This window comes from Phenylobacterium sp., from assembly GCF_030646615.1.
In the GTDB taxonomy this organism is placed as follows: domain Bacteria; phylum Pseudomonadota; class Alphaproteobacteria; order Caulobacterales; family Caulobacteraceae; genus Phenylobacterium.
Window position 1 is genome coordinate 12,712 of record NZ_JAUSLG010000070.1, and the last position, 18,736, is coordinate 31,447.

An 18,736-nucleotide genomic window follows, 5' to 3' on the forward strand; every position below is an offset into this window, starting at 1 on the left:
GCGCGCATGATCGTTTTCTGGATTGCCGTCGGGGTGATCTCGGCGGCTGTTGCGGGGCTCATTCTGCGGCGCGCCGCCCGCGCTGCTGCGACGCCGCAGGGCGCCGACTCCACCCTGCCGCTCTATCGCCGGCAGCTGGCCGAGATTGACGAACTGGCCGACCGCGGCCTCATCGCCGCCGACGAGCGCCGCAGCGCCCATGCGGAGGCGGCGCGGCGGCTTTTGTCGGCCGCCGAGACGACGGAGACCGGCTGGGTTCCGGGGGCGGATCGCCGTCGTGGCCTTGTGCTGCTGGCTGGCTTGGCGCCCGTGGCGGCCCTGGCCCTGTATCTCGTCGTCGGCTCGCCCGGCTATGGCGACCGGCCTCAGGCCCAGCGCCTGGCCCAGTGGCGCGCCATGCCGCCCACTCAGCTCGACGCGCCGCAGATGGCCGCGGTCCTGCGCGCGGTGACCGCCGAGCGGCCCGGCGATCCTGAGCCCTACCGCTTCCTCTCCATCGCCGAGATGGCGTCGGGCGACCCCGCCGCCGCCGCCCGCGCCCTGCGCCAAGCCATCGGCCTGGCGCCCGAGCGGGCCGATCTGTGGGAGTCGCTGGGCGAGGCGCTGATGATGGAGGCTGACGGGGAGGTGACCCAGCAGGCCGCCGCCGCCTTCCAGCGCGCCCTGGAGCAGGACCCGCAGGCCCACGCCGCGCGCTTCCACCTCGCCCGTGGCCAGATCGAGGCCGGTGAGGTCGAGACGGGCCTCGCCCGGTGGCGCGCCCTGCTGGCCGACCTCCCCGCCGACGACCCCCGCCGCCCGGTGCTGCAGGCGGCCATCGCCGACGTGGCGGAAGGGCCGCGTCCGAAGCCGGCGCCCCAGGTCGGCGCGCCGGAGATCCAGGCCATGGTGGACGGCCTGGCCGCCCGCCTGGCGGCCGAGCCCGACGACCCCGAGGGCTGGGTGCGGCTGGTGCGGTCCTACGCCGTGCTTGGCGATGTGGCCTCCCGGGATTCCGCATTGGCGGTGGCCCGCGCCCGCTATGCCAATGACGCCCAGATCCTGTCTCAACTCGCCCAGGCGGCGGCTACGGAGCCCATGCGATGACCGGTTGGTTGCCGAAATCCCGCAAGGCGCGACGCCGGCTGGTGGTGCTCTCGACCGTGGCGCCGGTGCTGGCCCTGGCGGTGGGCCTGACCCTGTGGGGCCTGTCGGATTCCATCTCCTATTTCTACACCCCGGCCCAGGCGGCCGAGACCCGGCCTGAGCCTGGCCGCACCATCCAGCTGGGCGGTCTCGTGGCCGGCGGCAGCGTGGTGAAGCATCCTGATGGCCGGCTGGACTTCGTCGTCGCCGACCAGATCACCATGACGCCGGTCACCTTCCAGGGTGATCCGCCGGACCTGTTCCGCGAGGGGCAGGGCGTGGTGGCCACCGGCGCCTTCCGCGAGGATGGGGTCTTCGAGGCGCGACGCCTGCTGGCCAAGCATGACGAGACCTACATGCCCCGCGACCTGCAGAACGCCTTGAAGGAACAGGGCGAATGGCGTGGCGACGGCGCGCCGCGGGTTCCGGACGCCCGGCACCCGGCCGCGGCCCCCTATGGTGGGGCGGGCGGCCAATGATCATCGAGATCGGGGCCTTCGCCCTCGTCCTGTCCCTGGTTCTGTCGCTGCTGCAGGCCGGCGCGTCCGTGGCCGCGCGGCTGCGTCGTGCGCCGGTGCTGGCGGCGATCGGGGAGGGGGCGGCCATCGGCGCCTTCGGGGCGCTGGCGGTGTCCTTCGCCACCCTGGTCTACGCCTTCGTGGTCTCGGACTTCAGCGTCGCCAATGTGGCGGCCAATTCCCACAGCGCCAAGCCGCTGCTCTACAAGGTCGGCGCGGCCTGGGGCAGCCATGAGGGCTCGATGCTTCTCTGGTGCCTGGCCCTGACCGGCTATGGCGCCCTGCTGGCCGGCTATGGGCGCGGTCTGTCGGCGGGCCTAAAGAGCGTGGCTGTGGCGACGCAGGGGGCCATCGGCGTGGTCTTCCTGGCCTATACCGTCTTCGCGTCGAATCCCTTCTGGCGGCTGATTGAGCCGCCGGTGGAGGGCCGCTCCCTGAACCCGTTGCTGCAGGACCCGGCGCTGATCCTGCATCCGCCCTTCCTCTATGCCGGCTATGTGGGCCTGTCGGTGGTCTTCTCCCTGGCCGTCGCCGCCCTTGTGGAAGGCCGCGCCGACGCCGCCTGGGCCCGTTGGGTGCGCCCCTGGACCCTGGCGGCCTGGAGCGCGCTGACCGTCGGCATCACCCTTGGCGCCTTCTGGGCCTATTACGAGCTCGGCTGGGGGGGCTGGTGGTTCTGGGATCCGGTGGAGAACGCCAGCTTCATGCCCTGGCTGATCGCCACGGCCCTGCTGCACTCGGCCGTGGTGACCGAGCGCCGCGGGGCGCTGCCGGGCTGGACCATCTTCCTGGCGCTGGGCGGCTTCACCTTCTCCATGCTGGGCGCCTTCCTGGTGCGCTCCGGCGTGCTGACCTCGGTGCACGCCTTCGCCGTCGATCCCACCCGCGGGGTGCTGCTGCTGACCATCCTCGGGGTGACGTCGGGCCTGGGCTTCGCGCTTTTCGCCTGGCGGGCGCCGGCCATGGCCCGGGGCGGTCTGTTCGCCCCCATCAGCCGCGAGAGCGCTCTGGTGCTCAACAACATCCTGCTGGCGGCGGCCACCGCCACGGTCCTGCTGGGCACCCTCTACCCCCTGATCCGTGAGGCCATCGCCGGCGAGGCGATCTCGGTGGGGCCGCCCTATTTCAACCTGACCTTCACGCCGCTGATGTTCATCCTGCTGCTGCTGGTCCCTGCCGGCCCGCTGCTGGCCTGGAAACGGGCCGACGCCGGCGCGGTGGCCCAGCGCCTGTGGCTGGCGGCGGTCCTGGCGGGCCTTGTCGGCGCGGTGACCCTGGCGCTCGCCGCGCCGCGCAGCCTGTTCGGCGCCGCGGGCCTGACGCTCGGCGCCTGGCTGATCCTGGGATCCCTGGTCGAGGTGGCCGAGCGCATCCGGCTGTTCCGGGCGCCGGGATCTGAAGCCTTGCGCCGGCTGCGCGGCCTGCCGCGGGGGGCCTGGGGCATGACGCTGGCCCATGCGGGCCTGGGCGTCTTCGTCCTGGGCGCCGTTTTCGAGACCACCTGGAAGGCCGAGACCGCCGAGGTGCTGTCCCTGGGCCAACGGCTGGAGGTCGGCGGCTATGTCCTGACCCTGGAGGACGTGGCGCCGGTCCAGGGGCCCAACTATGAGGCCGATCGCGGCGTGCTGCGAGCCTTGGCGCCCAACGGGCCCCTGGCCTGTACGGCGACGCCCGAACGCCGCCTCTACACCACCGGCGGCCAGACGACCTCGGAGGTCGCCATCTGCACCCGCGGCCTCAGCCATCTCTATGTGGTGTTGGGCGAACGCCGACAGGGCCTGGACGGCCAGCCGGCCTGGCTGATCTCCGGCTATTGGAACCCCTGGGCGCTGCTGATCTTTCTCGGACCGGGCCTGATGGCGCTCGGCGGGGTGGTGTCCCTGTCCGACCGCCGCCTGCGCCTGGCGGCCGGCAAGAGCGCCACGCCGGCCAAGCCCGTACAAGATCCAGAGCCGGCGCCGGCCGAAGCGCCGGTGGGGAGCCAGGCATGAAGGCGCTGGCCCGCCTGCTGGCCGCCGCCTGCGCCGTTCTGTGCATGGCGGCGGCTTCGGATCCGTCCGAACGGCTGGCCGATCCGGTGCAGGAGGCCCGCGCCCGGACCCTGTTCAAGGAGGTCCGCTGCCTCGTCTGCCAGAACGAGTCGATCGATGATTCGCACGCCGAGTTGGCCGCCGATCTGCGGGCTGTCGTGCGCCAGGAGGTGGCCGAGGGGCGGAGCGACGCCGAGGTCCGCCGCTTTCTCACCGACCGCTACGGGGAATATGTGCTGCTCAAGCCGCAGTTCACTTGGGCCAATGCGGCGCTGTGGTTCGCGCCCCTGCTGATCGTGCTGGCCGGGGCCGCGCTCTTGGCCGGGCGTTGGCGCAACCGACCGGCTGAGGGCGAGTTGAGCCAGGCGGAGACCGACGCCCTGGCGCGACTGGCCAAGGACGACGGTCAAGTTTAGGCCTTATGGGCGCCCTCAAGCGGCGCCAAGCCTGACCTAAAGTTAAGTTGAGCGCGGTTGCGCTCTGGTGCATCGAACCTAGCTAGAGGACGGCGGGCATGTGCTATGACCCCAGGAGCCCGCAAGGAATTGAACGCCTATGACCTCTAAGAAGACCGGATATCTTCTCGGCGCCGTGGCCGGCGTCGCCGTGGCCGCCGGCGCCCTGGCCGCCACCGACATGCGCCTGCCGATGGCCGAGCGGTCATCGCCGAACATGCCGCTCATCCGCACCTCGACGGCCCCGGTCTTCGCCCCGCCTCCGGGCGCGCCCCTGTCCTTCGCCGATATCTTCGAACAGGTCTCGCCGGCGGTGGTGTCGGTGAACGTCACCTCGCGGGCCAGCACCAGCGCCCTGCGCCAGATCCCGGGCTTTGAGGGCCTGCCCTTCGGCATCATCCCCCGCGGGCCTGGCGGCTCTGGCGAAGGCGAAGGCGAGGAGGAGCCGCAAGGCCCGACTCGCATCTCGGCCGGCTCTGGCTTCTTCATCTCGGCCGACGGCTACATCGTCACCAACAACCACGTCGTGGAGAACGCCCAGGAGATCAAGGTCGTCCTGAGGGATGAGCGCGAACTGGTCGCCGAGATCGTCGGTCGCGACGAAGCCACCGACCTGGCGGTGCTCAAGGTCAAGGGCGCCAACTTCCCCTATGTGAGTTTCGAGAACGACGCCGAGCCGCGGGTCGGCGACTGGGTCATCGCCGTGGGCAATCCCTTCGGCCTCACCGCCACGGCCACCTCGGGCATCGTCTCGGCCTATGGCCGTGACATCGGCGAGACCTTTGTCGACTTCATCCAGATCGACGCGCCGATCAACCAGGGCAATTCCGGCGGCCCGACCTTCGACATCTATGGTCGGGTGATCGGGGTGAACACCGCCATCTTCTCGCCGTCCGGCGGTTCGGTGGGCATCGGCTTCGCCATTCCGGCGGCGACGGCCGACACCATCACCAAGCAGCTGATCGCCAGGGGCAGCGTGACCCGCGGCTATATCGGCGCGACCATCCAGAACTACACTCGCGAGATGGCCGTGGCCCAGGGCCTGGGCGACCAGCGGGGGGCCATCGTCTCTGACACCGTGCCTGGCGGGCCGTCGGCGCGCGCAGGGCTTCAGGCGGGCGACGTGGTCATTTCGGTCAACGGCGTGGCGGTGACGACCTCGTCGGAACTGACTCGCGAAGTGGCCAAGGCGACGGCCGGCGACACCCTGCGGCTGGAGATCATCCGGGGCGGCGACCGCCGCACCATCCAGGTGCGCTCGGGCGTGCGTCCCAATGAGAGCGAACTGGCGGCCAATGACAACAGTGGCGGCGCGCCCGGCCCCCGCGGCCAGAGCCCCGCTCAGCCGACCTATCCCGAAGTGCTGGGCATGAGCCTGGCCCCCATCGACGAGGCGACGCGCCGGACCTTCAGCATTCCGACCGGTGTCCGCGGCGTGGTGGTGGCGGCCCTGACGCCGAATTCCGACGCCGCCCGCAAGGGTCTGCGCCGGGGGGACGTGATCGTGCGAGCCAACAACCGCGCAGTGACTGCGGCGGGCGATCTGTCCGCCGAGGTTGAGGCCGCACGGACCGCTGGACGTCCCAGCGTGCTGATCGGGGTCAGCCGCGACGGTCGCACCCTCTTCCTTCCCTTGGATATCGGGAGCTAGATTCCCGAATCGTTCAGGGGGGCAGGGCCATGCGGATACTGATTGTCGAGGATGACCTGGAGGCCGCCGCCGTCATGGCGCGCGGCCTGACCGAAAGTGGTCACGCCTGCGTCTCGGCGCCCGACGGCGTCGAGGGCCTCGACCAGGCCCGGGCCGGTGAGTTCGACGTGATGATCGTCGATCGCATGATGCCCCGGATGGACGGGGTCACCCTCGTGGAAACCCTGCGGCGGGAAGGCGACCAGACGCCGGTCCTGTTCCTGTCGGCTCTGGGCGAGATCAACGACCGGGTCGACGGCCTGAAGGCCGGCGGCGACGACTATCTGGTCAAGCCCTACGCCTTCGCCGAACTGATCGCCCGGGTCGAGGCCCTGGCGCGGCGGCGCGAGACCGGGTCGGTCCAGACCCTGCTGCGGGTCGGCGATCTCGAGATGGACCTGATCGGCCGGACTGTGCATCGACAGGGCCAGGAGATCGATCTCCAGCCCCGGGAGTTCCAGCTTCTGGAATTCATGATGCGCCATGCGGGCCAAGCGGTGACCCGGACCATGCTGCTGGAAAAGGTCTGGGAGTATCACTTCGACCCGCAGACCAATGTGATCGACGTGCACATCTCCCGCCTCCGGTCGAAGATCGACAAGGGCTTTGACCGGCCCATGCTGCAGACGGTGCGCGGGGCGGGCTACCGGCTCGACGCTTAAGGGGCGGCTACGCCATGCGCCTGCCGCGCATCTTCCGCACCACGCCCTTCCGGCTGACGCTGTTGTTCCTGGCCCTGTTCGCGGCCTCGGCCAGCGCCTTCCTGGCCTATATCTATGTGGCGACGGCGGGCGAGGCGACGCGGCGGGTCGACCAGCTGATCACCCGTGAGATGCGCACCCTGCAGAGCGCCTATGGCCGGGCCGGAACCGACGCCCTCAACCAGGCGCTGATCGAGCGGGCGGCCAGCGAGCGGCCCTATCTCTACCTGCTGATGCGTCCCGACGGGACGAGCATCTCCGGCTCCATCGAGGAGTCGCCCCTCGAAGACTTCAACGGCAATCCCACCTGGACCAGTTTTCGGGTCACGGAATTCGACGTCCAGGGCCGCGAGGTCAACCGTCCCGCCCGCGGCCTGCAGGAGCGGCTGGCGGGGGGAGAAATCCTGTTCGTCGGGGCCGACGTGGCCGAGGACGAGGCCTATGTGGTCAAGATCGTCCGGGCCCTGTGGGGGGCCGGGGCCCTGGTCATCGTCCTGGGCCTGGCCGGCGGCGTGGTGGTCAGCCGTAATGTCAGCCGCTCCATGATCGGCCTCAACACCGTGGTGGACGCCGTGCGCAACGGCGATCTCAGCGCCCGGGCGCCGGTGCGCGGAACCCGCGACGAACTCGACGAGCTGGCCGTCGGCCTCAACGAGATGCTGGACCGCCTGGAGCGCTCCATGGCCGGCCACAAGCACGCCGGCGACGCCATCGCCCATGACCTCCGCTCGCCGCTGACCCGGCTTCGCGCCCGGCTGGAGGCGGCCTATCTCGATCTGGAAGCCGGCCGCGGTGACCCTGAGGCCGCCTTCGCCCAGGCGATCGAGGACACCGACGGGGTCCTGAAGACCTTCGGCGCGGTCCTGGCCATCGCCCGCCTGCAGGCGGCCGGCACGGCGCCCGATCCGGTCCTGTTCGATCCCGCCGATCTGGCCGCCGATATCTGCGAACTCTACGAGCCGCTCTGCGAGGACCACGGGCTGGACTTCAAGGCCGAGCGGGTGCGGGGGCTCTCCATCCGCGCCAACCGGGAATTCATGGCCCAGGCCCTGGCCAACCTGATGGACAACGCCATCAAGTACACGCCGCCAGGGGGCGCGATCATGCTGCGGGTCCGCCGCCGCTCTTCCGGCGAGGTGGAGTTCTCGGTGACCGACACGGGGCCGGGCGTGCCCGAAGAGGACCGCGGCCGGGTGGTCGAGCGTTTCGTGCGCCTGGAGAACAGCCGCAACCAGCCTGGCGCGGGCCTCGGCCTGTCCCTGGTGGTCGCCGTCGCCGAGGCCCATGGCGGGCGGGTGGAGCTGTCGGAGGGGCCGGGCCGGGTCGGCGAGATCGGCCCGGGTCTGCGCGTCGCCGTGATCCTGCCGCACGCGGCTTGAGACGGCCTGGAGCGGGGGCGTTTGCCAGAAGCCGGTCGGCCCGGCCACACTGACCCCATGACCCCGCTCGCTGACTCGCTTCGCCCCTGCGGCCCGGTGGCCGATCCCAAGGCCGCCGAGCGCACCTACGAAATGCTGTCCCAGGCCGCGGCCAAGGGGGACTGTATGGCGCGTCTCGACGCCGCCTGGCCCGCCCTAGCCCCTGTCTTCGGCGCCTCGCCCTATCTGTCAGGCCTCGCGCGTCGGCGGCCGGCGATGCTGGGTGAGCTGCTGGCGGTCGATCCCGACGAACGCTTCGCTGATCTCCTGACGCGCACGGCGGCGGCGGGAGCCCTGGACAGCGCCGAGGCCGGCGCAGAGCTGCGCCGCTTGAAGGCCGAGACCCATCTGCTGACGGCGCTCGCCGACCTTGGCGGGGTCTGGAACCTGGACGCGGTCACCGGCGCCCTGACCCGTTTCGCCGACGCCGCCTTGGGCGCAGCGCTGCAAGCGGTCGCCCAGGCCGAGGTGGCCGCCGGCCGGCTGCGGGCGGTGGGGACGGGGCCTGCCGGCCCCGTGCCGGGCTGGTTCTGCCTGGCCATGGGCAAGCAGGGGGCGTTCGAGCTCAACTATTCCAGCGATATCGACATCTCGGTCTTCTACGATCCCGAGGCCCTGCCTGTGGCCGAAGGGGTGGAGCCGCGGGCCTTCGCCGTCCGCCTGACCCAAGGTCTGGCCGCCCTGATGCAGGACCGCACCGACGAGGGCTATGTCTTTCGGGTGGACCTGCGCCTGCGGCCCGACCCGTCGTCGACGCCGCCAGCCGTGACCCTTGCGGCGGCCTTCGAATATTATGAGACCGTCGGCCAGAACTGGGAGCGGGCGGCCTTCATCAAGGCCCGGCCCTGCGCCGGCGACGTGCCCCGGGCGGCAGCCTTCCTGGAGGAGCTATCGCCCTTCATATGGCGGAAGAACCTCGACTTCGCCGCCATCGCCGACATCCACTCCATCAAGCGCCAGATCCACGTCCACAAGGTGGATGACCGGCTGACGGCCAAGGGCGCCGACCTCAAGCTCGGCCGCGGCGGCATCCGCGAGATCGAATTCTACGTCCAGACCCAGCAACTGATCCTCGGCGGCCGCCATCCCGAGCTCCGGGGGCGGCGCACCCTGGACACCCTGGCCGCCCTCACCGAGGCCGGCCATGTGGAGCCTGCCACGGCCGCCGAGTTGAACGCCGCCTATGATGTCCTGCGCGCCGTCGAGCATCGCGTCCAGATGATCGCCGACGAGCAGACCCACCGCCTGCCCGAGGCCGATGGCGAGCGGGCGCGGGTGGCGGCCCTGTTCGGCCACGACAAGGTCAAAGCCTTCGACGCCGCCATCACCGAGGTGCTGAAGACCGTCAACCGCCGCTATGGCGAGCTCTTCCCCGACGAGGAGCCCCTGTCCTCAAGCTTCGGCAGCCTGATCTTCACCGGCGTCGATGACGACCCCGCCACCCTGAAGACCCTGGCGCGCATGGGCTTCGACAATCCGCAGCAGGTGTCCCAGACCATTCGCGCCTGGCACCATGGACGGATTCCCGCCACCCGCACCGAGCGGGGCCGGGAGCTGTTCACCCGCCTGGCGCCGCGCCTGCTGGAGGCGGCCAACGCCACCGGCGCCCCCAACGCGGCCTTCAACCGGTTCAGCGACTTCTTCGCCAGCCTGTCGTCGGGGGTGCAGATCCAGTCCCTGTTCCTGGCCAATCCGAAGCTGTTCGAGCTGCTGGTCCAGGTCCTGGCCTTTGCGCCCAAGCTGGCGGCGACGCTGGCCCGTAGGCCCGCCGCCATCGACGCCCTGATCGACGGGGACTTCTTCGCCGAGATCGATCCGGCCGAGGACGAGACCGTGATGGCCATGGCGCTCTCCCGAGCCGAGGGGTTCGAAGAGGTGATGGACGCCGTGCGCCGCATCCACCGCGAGCAGGCCTTCCGCCTGGGGGTCCAGGTGATGAGCGGCGTGGCCAGCGCCGAGCAGGTGGGCCGGGGCTTCGCCGACCTCGCCTATCTCTGCATCCGCACCCTGGCGCCGGCCGCCCTGGCTGAGGCCGAGCGGATCGGCGGCGCCTTTCCGGGCCAGGTGGCCGTGGTGGCGCTCGGCAAGTGCGGCTCGCGGGAGATGACGGCCTCGTCGGATCTCGACCTGATGACTCTCTACCGGGCCGACGATCCCCGCGCCATGTCGAGCCTGAAGAACTGGGGCGCCGAAACCTTCTATGGCCGCTTCACCCAGCGGCTGATCGCGGCCCTGTCCCTGCCCACAGCCGAGGGCGGCCTCTATGAGGTGGACATGCAGCTGCGGCCCTCGGGCACGCAGGGGCCCGTGGCGGTCAGCCAGTCGGCCTTTGAGGCCTATTACGCGGGCGAGGCCGAAACCTGGGAGTTCCTGGCGCTCACCCGGGCCCGCGTGGTCTGGGCCAGCACGCCGGCCTTCGCCGAGACCGCCGAGGGCCTGATCGAGGCGGCCCTGCGGCGGCCGAGGGACCGCGCCCGCCTGGCCAAGGATGTGTGGTCCATGCGCGCCCTGATGGAGGCCGAACGCCCGGCCAAGGACTTCTGGGACATGAAGCTCTCCCGCGGCGGCCTGGTGGACGTGGAGTTCGCCGCCCAGTTCCTGCAACTGGCCCATGCGGCGGACGGCGGCCCCCTTCGCCAGCATACGGCGCGCGCCCTCGAGGCTTTCCGGGACGCGGGCCTGGAGGCCGCGGGGCCTCTGCAGCAGCTCGAGGACGCCTGGCGCCTGCAGCAGAATCTCAGCCAGCTGATCAAGCTCGCCCTGGAGGATGACGCCGACCCCGCCCTGGAGCCCACGGCCTTCCGCCGCCTGCTGGCCCGGGCGGCCGGGGAGGAGGACTTCAAGAAGGTGCGGCCGCGCCTGGAGGCGGCGCGAAAGGCGGCCCGGGCGGCCTTTGAGAAACTGGCGCCGCGATGAGCGACGGAAACCGGCGCCTGGCGCCGTTAAACCCCTCGAACACCCTGCGAGAGGACTTCGCCCATGGCCTGCACATCCGATGGACGACCGTGACCTCCGCGTCATTTCCCGCCTCGGCGCGGGCGAGGTGAGGATTGGCCGCAGCGCCCGATCCGGACGAGGAACTGCTGTCCCGCGTGGCCCGGGGGGACCCGGCCGCCGTGCGCGCGCTGATGGCGCGCAAGCTCTCGCGGATCAACGGCCTTGCGGTGCGGATGCTGGGGGACGCGACCGAGGCCGAGGATGTGACTCAGGAGGTCTTCGTGCGCGCCTGGCGTCAGGCCGAGCATTGGAAGCCCGGCGTGGCGAAGTTCGACACCTGGCTGCACCGGGTGGCGCTCAACCTCTGCTACGATCGGCTGCGGCGACGGCGGGAGATCCCCACCGAGGCGCCGCCCGAACAGATCGACGAGGGGCCGGCGCCCGATCGCAATCTGGAGGCCGCCGATGTGGGCGGCCGGGTGGCCGCAGCCATGGCCAGGCTGCCCGACCGGCAGCGGGAGGCCATCGTGCTCTGCCACTATCAGGAGCTGGGCAATATCGAGGCCGCCGCCCTGATGGGCGTCAGCGTCGAGGCGCTGGAAAGTCTGCTGTCCCGAGGCCGTCGCGCCCTGCGCGCAGGCCTGGCGGACATGCGTTGAGGGGGCGAGAATGAAGGAGGGACCCGTCATGAACCTGGAAAGGTTCGCCGCGCTCGCCGAGGCCTATGGCGGCGATGTCGCCCGTTGGCCCCTGGCCGAGCGGGAGGCCGCCACCCTGCTGATGGCGGCCAGACCCGAGGCCACGGCGCCCGTGCTGTCCGCCCAGAGCGATCTCGACTGGGCGCTGGACGCCTGGCGCGCCCCAGCGGCGAGTTCGGCCCTGCAGGCCGCCATCCTGGCGAGCGCGCCTGTGACGCGTCGCGCCCCGGCCTGGCGGAGCTGGATATGGGGCACGGGTCTGGGCGCTGGCCTCATGGCCGCGGGCGCTGCGGGCGTCATGGCCGGCGTCGTCGCGTCGTCCGCCATCGCGCCGACCTCGGTGGAATTCGATGTGATCACCGCAGCTGTCAGCGCGTCTGACACCCTCGACGCCGAAGTGGTGGGTGACGTCTGATGTCGCAACGCCATCTGACCATCGCCCTGTTCGTCTCCCTGGCGGTGAACCTGTTCGCCATCGGCGCCGTGGTGGGCGGCCTGGTGATCGGGACCCGCATGGCGCAGGGGCGTGAAAGCGCCATGCGTCCGGGACCGCCCGCCTTCTTCCAGGCCGCGGCGGCGCTGTCGCCGGAGCGGCAGGAGGCCTATCGCCAGACGATCCGCGGCGAGGCCGGCCAGGTGCGCCGCAAGCTCATGCAGGCTGGCCAGACGCGCCGGGAGGCCTGGAGCGGTCTGGGGGAGGAGCCCTTCGACCCCGCGGCCGTGCGCCGGGACCTGGCCCGCGCCCAGGCCATCGAGGCCGAGGCCCGCAGCGCGGTCGAAGGTCGCGTGGTGGATTTCGCCGGCGAACTGAGCCTTCAGGAACGCCAGGCCTTCGCCGAAGCCCTGGCCCGTCCGCCGTCCCGCGACCGACGCCGGGGCCATGACGGCCGCGGCGACGAGCGTCGACCTGGGCCGCCCGAAGAGGCGGATCCCGCGCTCTAGTATCCAAGTTTGAGCGCGTTTCGACGTCGAGCCGGGACGCCAATCTTACGGATGGCAGCCTAGACGACCGCGCCGAAAAGGCTGCCGATCATGGCGGTGATGGCCATGGCCAGCGCGCCCCAGAATGTCACCCGCGCCGTCGGTTTCCATGGTTCGGCCCCGCCCGCCCGCGCGGCGATCGCGCCCAGGAGGGCGAGAAAGGCCAGGGAGGCGCCCGACACGATGGCAACCATCGCCCCGAGGGGAGTGATTGTGACCGCGGCGAGCGGGAGGGCTGCGCCGACGGCGAAGGTCGCCGCCGAGGTGAGCGCTGCTTGAATGGGGCGGGCCGCACTGTGTTCCGAGAGGCCCAGTTCATCACGCGCATGGGCCGCCAGCGCGTCCCCGGCGTTCAGATGCGCTGCAACCTGGCGCGCCAGCTCAACGGGAAGCCCGCGCCCAATATAGATGTCTGTGAGTTCCGCCAATTCCTGTTCAGGCTGTGTCGCCAATTCGCGTCGCTCACGCGCCAGGTCAGCCGCTTCACTATCGGCCTGGGAGCTCACGGAAACATACTCCCCGGCCGCCATCGACATCGCGCCGGCGACCAGCCCGGCCATCCCCGTAAGCAGTATATCTCCGCGAGCGGCGCCTGCTGCGGCTACGCCGACGATCAGGCTTGCCGTCGATACGATGCCGTCATTGGCGCCTAGCACCGCGGCTCGGAGCCAACTGGTGCGTGCAACGGCGTGGTTTTCGGCGTGAGTTTCCAGGCGTGCCATCCGGTCTACAGAGTCCGCCTGTTTGGTCTGGGACGCTTTGACCTAAGACACATCATCCCAGAATTTCGGCTCGACGCGGCGTCCTGTGCGTAGCCCTCTCGACGGCTAGGCCGCGGTCCCGGTGCGCCGAACCGGCGTCTCGGCCTTGAGGATCTGGCGCACGGGGAGGGAGAAGCCCACCGTCGTGCCTTCGCCGGGGGCGCTGCGGATATCCAGCGATCCCCCATGCATCTCCACCAGAGACTTGGTAAGGGCCAGGCCCAGGCCCGTGCCCTGCTGGGTCTTGGAATGCTGGCTTTCGATCTGTTCGAAGGGCTTGGCCAGGCGGGCCAGGTCGTCCGGGGCGATGCCGATGCCCGTGTCCTTGACGCTGATGCGGACCCGTTCCCCCGTCGGGTCGGGCCGGGCGTCAGCGCGCACCGTGATGCGGCCGCCCCGCGGCGTGAATTTGATGGCGTTGGAGAGCAGGTTGAGCAGCACCTGCTTGACCGCCCGGTAGTCGGCCTCGACCTCGGGCAGGTCGCGGGGGAATTCCAGGTCGACGGCGAGCCCCGCGCTTTCGGCGCGGTTGCGGACCAGGCGGGCGGCGTCCTCGACCACATCCTCGAGCGTCAGGGGCTCGAACTTCAGGTTCATCTTGCCGGCCTCGATCTTCGACATGTCGAGGATGTCGTTGATCAGCGCCAGCAGGTGCTGGCCCGAGGACAGGATGTCGCCGCAGTATTCCTTGTAGCGCGGGTCGCCCAGGGGGCCGAACATCTCGCCGACCATGATCTCGGAGAAGCCGTTGATGGCGTTCAGCGGGGTGCGCAGCTCGTGGCTCATATTGGCGAGGAATTCGCTCTTGGCCCTGTTGGCCCCCTCGGCGCGGACCTTCTCGGCCTCGTACTTGCGGGCCAGTTCCGACAGCTGCTCCTGGCTGCGCTCCAGGCTGACGACCACCTTCTGCAGGGCCTCTTCGTTCAGCCGGCGGGCCTCTTCCTGGGTCTTGATGGCGGTGATGTCGGCTGCGGTCATCACCAGGCCGCCCTCGGCCGTGCGCCGCTCGGAGATCTGGATCCACCGGCCGTCGTTCAGCTCGGCCTCGCGCACGCCGCGCTGGCCGTCGGCGGCGGGCTGCTCCTGGCGGATGGCGAGCTGGGCGAAACGGTTCACCTGGTCGCGGGCGGCGCCGGGCTTGAGCAGACGGGCCTCCAGGGAGAAGACGCTGCGATAGTTGCGGTTGCACATCAGCAGGCGGCCGTGGCGGTCCCAAAGGACGAAGGCCTCGGACACGCTCTCGATGGCGTCCCGCAGGCGGTTCTCGGCCGCCTGGGCCCGGGCCTGGGCCATGCGCTCTTCGGTGACGTCGAGGGCCACCCCGATGATCCGGGCGAAGCCCCCTTCGTCCGAGCGGCCGAAAGCCTGGCCGCGGGCGTCCACCCAGAGGGGGCGCTCGCCAGGCGCGCCGGGGACCCGGAAGGAGACGTCGAAGGCGCCATAGAGGGCGGCGGTGGACAGGGCCTGGCGGACGCGCTCGCGGTGATCTGGCGAGACCCGCTCCAGCACCTCCTGGCCGCCCACCACGCCCCCGCCGCCCCAGCCGAGCATGCCGCCGGTGACGTCGGAGAGGAACACCTCGTCGGTGACCAGGTCCCATTCCCAGATGCCGCAGCGGGCGGCCTCGACGGCCATCCGGAAGCGCTGCTCGCTGTCATAGAAGGCCTGTTGGGCGTCCTCGACCTTCCGGCTCTGGTTGAACAGCAGGAGGCCGAGCATGAAGGCCACGCCCAGGGGGATCAGCACCCAGCCGAGCTGCTCCTGGGCGGACAGCAATTCCGTGGGATCGGCGTCGGCGCCAGCGATCGCCAGAAGGGTCCCACCGAGCGCCGGCTGGCCGGCGATCTGCAGGTTCGAACCGTCCGGCGCCTTGGCCCGCGCCAGCCGCCCGACGCGAAGCGCGCCCGGGGTTACGCCAAAGCCGGTCAGCAGGCTGTCGGCCTGGGCGACGCCGCCGCCGCCGACCGCGTTCAGCACCAGCCCCTTGTCCGAGACAATGGCTGCGAGCGACTGGCCCGCAAGATGACCGCTAAGGCGCGAAGGGTCGCTTGCGATCAGGATCCAGCGGCGCCCCAGGGGCGTGGCCGCGGCTGTGGCGCCCACCAGGACAGGACTGTCGCCGCCACCGACTCCGAACCATATGGCCTGGCGGGCCTCGTCGGCCTGGGCGGCGAGTTCAGGCCAGTCGGCGCCCGAGGCGGCGCCGGTCAGGGCCAGCACCTCGGTCGCGTCCATCACGGCGACGGCGGCGCCCGCGCCCGCGGTGACGCGCAGCGCCGTCTCGGCCGCCGCCAGGGGGGAGTCAGGCCGGGCTTCGAGGGCCTCTCGCGCCGCCAGGAGTCCGCCCTGGAGCCCGGCGGCCTCGGCGTCCAGACGGGCGGCCAGGGCCTGGGCCCGGCTGGGGAGCACGACGCCCAGCTGGCTGACGCTGGTAGGTTCGCTTTCAATGCGGGCGACGGCGAAGGCTGTATAGACCGCCATCAGCAGCAGGGTGGTGAGGATCGCCACCCGCGCAAAGGCGAAGGTCGGCGGCGGCCGGGACCCCGGGGTCACATCCCCGCCGCGGCGCCGGCCCTGTGTCCGAGCCGCGCTCTTGCGTCCGCGTCCGGCCAAGCCCGCCGCTCCTTGCCCTCAAGAAATCGAGTCACCCCGCGAAGCAGAGTCTAGGCGCGCGGACTCATCACGTCACGAGTCATACCGTCGCGCTTGTGGGCGGATCGTCTCCAGCCCGCCTGATCGCCGGCGGGGGCCGGCGATCAGGCGCCATTTTCAGTCTTCGGCCAGGGCGCGGGAGGCCAGTTCGTAGACGTTTTTGGACAGGCCGGACTGCCCTACGATGCGCTCCAGCTGGCCGCGCATCAGGGCGCCCAGTTCGGGTCGATAGCGCCGCCAACCGCCCAGGGGCTCCAACAGGCGGGCCGCCGTCATGGGGTTGTAGCCATCGACCATGAGGATCTGGTCGGCCAGGAACTGGTAGCCGGCCCCGCTGGGATCGTGGAATTGGGCCGGGTTGCCGGCGGCGAAGGTCCCGACCAGCGCCCGCAGGCGGTTGGGGTTCTTGGCGTCAAAGGCCGGGTGGGCGGTCAGGCCCAGGACGCGGCCCAGGGCGCCCTCGTCGGGGGCCCGGGCCTGCAGGGCGAACCACTTGTCGATGACCAGGGGCTCGCCCTTCCAGCGTTCATAGAAGTCGGCCAGGGCCTTTTCGAACGGCTCGCCGCCGATCTGCATCAGGGCCGAGAGCCCGCCCATGGCGTCGGTCATATTGCCGGCCGCCTCATAGTGGCCAAAGGCCCGCTCGGCGTTCTCGGCATGCGGGTCGGTGGCCAGAATCTCCAGGGCCATGTTGCGCAGCGCCCGGCGACCGGCGCCGGCGGCGTCAGGGGAGAATTCGCCCAGGTCCTGCAAGCCGGTGTGCAGGCGGCCCAACTCCTCGGCCAGATGCACGGCCAGACGGGCGCGCAGGGCGTTGCGGGCCAGATGGATGGCGGTCGGATCGGCCGGCTGCTGGGCCAGGGCCATTTCGGATTCGCTGGGCAGGGCCAGCAGCAGGGCCTTGAAGGCCGGGTCGGAAGCCTGGTCGGACAGGGCCCGACCGACGGCCTCGGCATAGCGCTCCTCGCCCACTTCGTCAGGCGTCCCGGCGCTGCGGGCCAGCATCAGGTCGCGGGCCAGATCCTGGCCGGCCTCCCAGCGGTTGAACAGGTCCGGATCGGCGGCCAGCTGGACATAGCGGTCCTTGGCTGCGGCGTCGGTGGTCAGGACTACGGGCGCCGAGAAGCCGCGCAGGGCCGACAGCACGGGCTCACGATCGACGCCGGTCAGGGTGACGCTGGTCCTGGCCGCGTCCAGGACGATGACAGTCTCGTCCGTCGCCTGGCCATCGCGCTCGAAGGCCAGCGTGCGGCCCTCGCCGTCGAGCAGGCCAAGACGCACCGGAATGGGCAGGGGCTTCTTGCTGGCCTGGCCAGGGGTCGGCGGGGTCTTCTGGGTCAGGTCCAGGGTCAGGGTCTGGGCTGTGGCGTCATAGGTGCGGCGGATGTCCAGGCGGGGCGTGCCGGCCTGCTCGTACCAGCCGAAGAAGTCCGACAGGTCCTGGCCCGAGGCCTCGGCGAAACATTCGATGAAGGCCTCCACCGTGGTGGCGTGGCCGTCCCAGCGGTCGAAATAGAGGTCCATGCCCTTTCGGAAGGCCTCGGCCCCAATCAGGGTCTTGAGCATGCCGATGACCTCGGAGCCCTTTTCGTAGATGGTCGCGGTATAGAAGTTGTCGATCTTCAGATAGCTCGACGGCCGCACCGGGTGGGCCAGGGGGCCCTGGTCCTCGGAGAACTGGCGGGCGCGCAGGGCCTTGACGTCCTTGATCCGCTGGACGGCGGCGCCGCGCATGTCAGCCGAGAAGCTCTGGTCGCGGAAGACGGTCAGGCCTTCCTTCAGGCACAGCTGGAACCAGTCGCGGCAGGTGATGCGGTCGCCGGTCCAGTTGTGGAAATATTCGTGGGCGACGACGCTCTCGATCCGCTCATAGTCGAAGTCGGTGGCGGTCGCCTGGTCGGCCAGCAGGAGTGAGGAGTTGAAGATGTTCAGCCCCTTGTTCTCCATGGCTCCGAAGTTGAAGTCGCGCACGGCGACGATCATGAAGAGGTCGAGGTCGTATTCGCGGCCAAACGCCTCTTCGTCCCATTTCATCGAGCGCTTCAGGGCGTCCATGGCGTAGACGGCGCGGTCGGCCATGCCCGGATCCACATAGATGCGCAGATCCACCTTGCGGCCGCTCATGGTGACGAGGCTGTCCTCCAGCACGTCCAGCTCGCCGGCCACCAGGGCGAAGAGATAGCAGGGCTTGGGGAAGGGGTCGTTCCAGACGGCGTAGTGTCGGCCGTCGGCCGTCTGGCCGGATTCCATCAGGTTGCCGTTGGACAGCAGCCGCTGGAAGGCCTTGTCGGCGGTCATCCGCACGGTGAACTTCGACAGCACGTCGGGGCGGTCGGGATACCAGGTGATCTTGCGGAAGCCCTCGGCCTCGCACTGGGTGCAGAACCGGCCACCGGACATGTAGAGGCCATCCAGCGAGGTGTTGGCGGCCGGATCGATCTCGACCTCGGTCTCCAGGACGAAGGCGTCGGGGACCTGGGGGATGGTCAGATACTCGGCGTCGATGACCCGGTCGGCCTCGGCCAGGACGCGGCCGTCGATGGCCACCGAGATCGGGGTCAGCCGCTCGCCGTGCAGCACCAGGGGCTCGGCGTGGTCGCCGTTGCGGCGCAGGCTGAGCCTGGCCTTCACCCGGGTGGCGCTGGGCTGCAGGTCGAAGTCCAGATGGATCTCGTCCACCAGGAAGGCTGGCGGGCGATAGTCGGACAGGCGGATCGGCTGGGGCGTTTCGGTGCGCATCCCCACGATGTAACCCTGCACGGCTGACCTC

Annotated in this window: 14 protein-coding genes; 11 read left to right on the top strand and 3 right to left on the bottom strand. The window is 70.6% G+C overall.

The window, feature by feature from the left end; translation table 11 throughout:
• The first annotated feature begins 6 nt into the window (after positions 1-6).
• The 11 genes from ccmI (at position 7) to Q7S93_RS12245 (ending at position 12,514) form a co-directional block, all read left to right on the top strand.
• Positions 7-1,086 carry a c-type cytochrome biogenesis protein CcmI gene (gene ccmI / locus Q7S93_RS12195; protein WP_304714172.1) on the top strand — a complete coding sequence of 360 codons (1,080 nt, stop codon included), beginning with the start codon at positions 7-9 and terminating at the stop codon, positions 1,084-1,086.
• Positions 1,083-1,604 (top strand): cytochrome c maturation protein CcmE, encoded by a 522-nt coding sequence (gene ccmE / locus Q7S93_RS12200; protein ID WP_304714173.1) that lies wholly within the window; start codon positions 1,083-1,085, stop codon positions 1,602-1,604. The genes ccmI and ccmE overlap by 4 nt, the downstream gene beginning before the upstream one ends.
• Positions 1,601-3,634 (top strand): heme lyase CcmF/NrfE family subunit, encoded by a 2,034-nt coding sequence (locus tag Q7S93_RS12205; protein WP_304714174.1) that lies wholly within the window; start codon positions 1,601-1,603, stop codon positions 3,632-3,634. Before ccmE ends, Q7S93_RS12205 begins: the two co-directional genes overlap by 4 nt.
• A complete protein-coding gene (locus tag Q7S93_RS12210) occupies positions 3,631-4,089 on the top strand; it encodes a cytochrome c-type biogenesis protein (RefSeq protein WP_304714175.1) in 459 nt (152 codons plus the stop codon). The genes Q7S93_RS12205 and Q7S93_RS12210 overlap by 4 nt, the downstream gene beginning before the upstream one ends.
• 139 nt (positions 4,090-4,228) lie before the next feature.
• The gene (locus tag Q7S93_RS12215; protein ID WP_304714176.1) at positions 4,229-5,779 is read left to right on the top strand and encodes a Do family serine endopeptidase; all 1,551 of its coding nucleotides are present in this window, start codon (positions 4,229-4,231) and stop codon (positions 5,777-5,779) included.
• A 29-nt stretch (positions 5,780-5,808) separates the two neighbouring features.
• Complete coding sequence (locus Q7S93_RS12220) at positions 5,809-6,480, top strand: response regulator transcription factor (protein ID WP_304714177.1); 672 nt, start codon at positions 5,809-5,811, stop codon at positions 6,478-6,480.
• A 14-nt stretch (positions 6,481-6,494) separates the two neighbouring features.
• A complete protein-coding gene (locus Q7S93_RS12225; RefSeq protein ID WP_304714178.1) occupies positions 6,495-7,898 on the top strand; it encodes a sensor histidine kinase in 1,404 nt (467 codons plus the stop codon).
• A gap of 57 nt (positions 7,899-7,955) precedes the next feature.
• Positions 7,956-10,853 (top strand): bifunctional [glutamine synthetase] adenylyltransferase/[glutamine synthetase]-adenylyl-L-tyrosine phosphorylase, encoded by a 2,898-nt coding sequence (locus tag Q7S93_RS12230; RefSeq protein ID WP_304714179.1) that lies wholly within the window; start codon positions 7,956-7,958, stop codon positions 10,851-10,853.
• A gap of 134 nt (positions 10,854-10,987) precedes the next feature.
• Positions 10,988-11,533, top strand: a complete 546-nt coding sequence (locus Q7S93_RS12235; RefSeq protein ID WP_304714180.1) for an RNA polymerase sigma factor — start codon at positions 10,988-10,990, stop codon at positions 11,531-11,533.
• Positions 11,534-11,561: 28 nt separating this feature from the next.
• On the top strand, positions 11,562-11,987 hold the full coding sequence (locus Q7S93_RS12240; RefSeq protein WP_304714181.1) for a hypothetical protein: 426 nt from the start codon (positions 11,562-11,564) through the stop codon (positions 11,985-11,987).
• On the top strand, positions 11,987-12,514 hold the full coding sequence (locus Q7S93_RS12245; RefSeq protein ID WP_304714182.1) for a periplasmic heavy metal sensor: 528 nt from the start codon (positions 11,987-11,989) through the stop codon (positions 12,512-12,514). The genes Q7S93_RS12240 and Q7S93_RS12245 overlap by 1 nt, the downstream gene beginning before the upstream one ends.
• 59 nt (positions 12,515-12,573) lie before the next feature.
• Here Q7S93_RS12245 and Q7S93_RS12250 read toward each other — a convergent pair whose 3' ends face one another.
• The 3 genes from Q7S93_RS12250 to pepN all read right to left on the bottom strand — a co-directional run bounded on the left by Q7S93_RS12250 (position 12,574) and on the right by pepN (position 18,705).
• The gene (locus Q7S93_RS12250) at positions 12,574-13,275 is read right to left on the bottom strand and encodes a VIT1/CCC1 transporter family protein (RefSeq protein ID WP_304714183.1); all 702 of its coding nucleotides are present in this window, start codon (positions 13,273-13,275) and stop codon (positions 12,574-12,576) included.
• Positions 13,276-13,380: 105 nt separating this feature from the next.
• Positions 13,381-15,927: a PAS domain-containing sensor histidine kinase gene (locus Q7S93_RS12255; protein WP_304714184.1), complete on the bottom strand. Its 2,547-nt coding sequence runs from the start codon at positions 15,925-15,927 to the stop codon at positions 13,381-13,383.
• Between the two features lie 156 nt (positions 15,928-16,083).
• The gene (pepN, locus tag Q7S93_RS12260; RefSeq protein ID WP_304714204.1) at positions 16,084-18,705 is read right to left on the bottom strand and encodes an aminopeptidase N; all 2,622 of its coding nucleotides are present in this window, start codon (positions 18,703-18,705) and stop codon (positions 16,084-16,086) included.
• Positions 18,706-18,736: the final 31 nt, after the last annotated feature.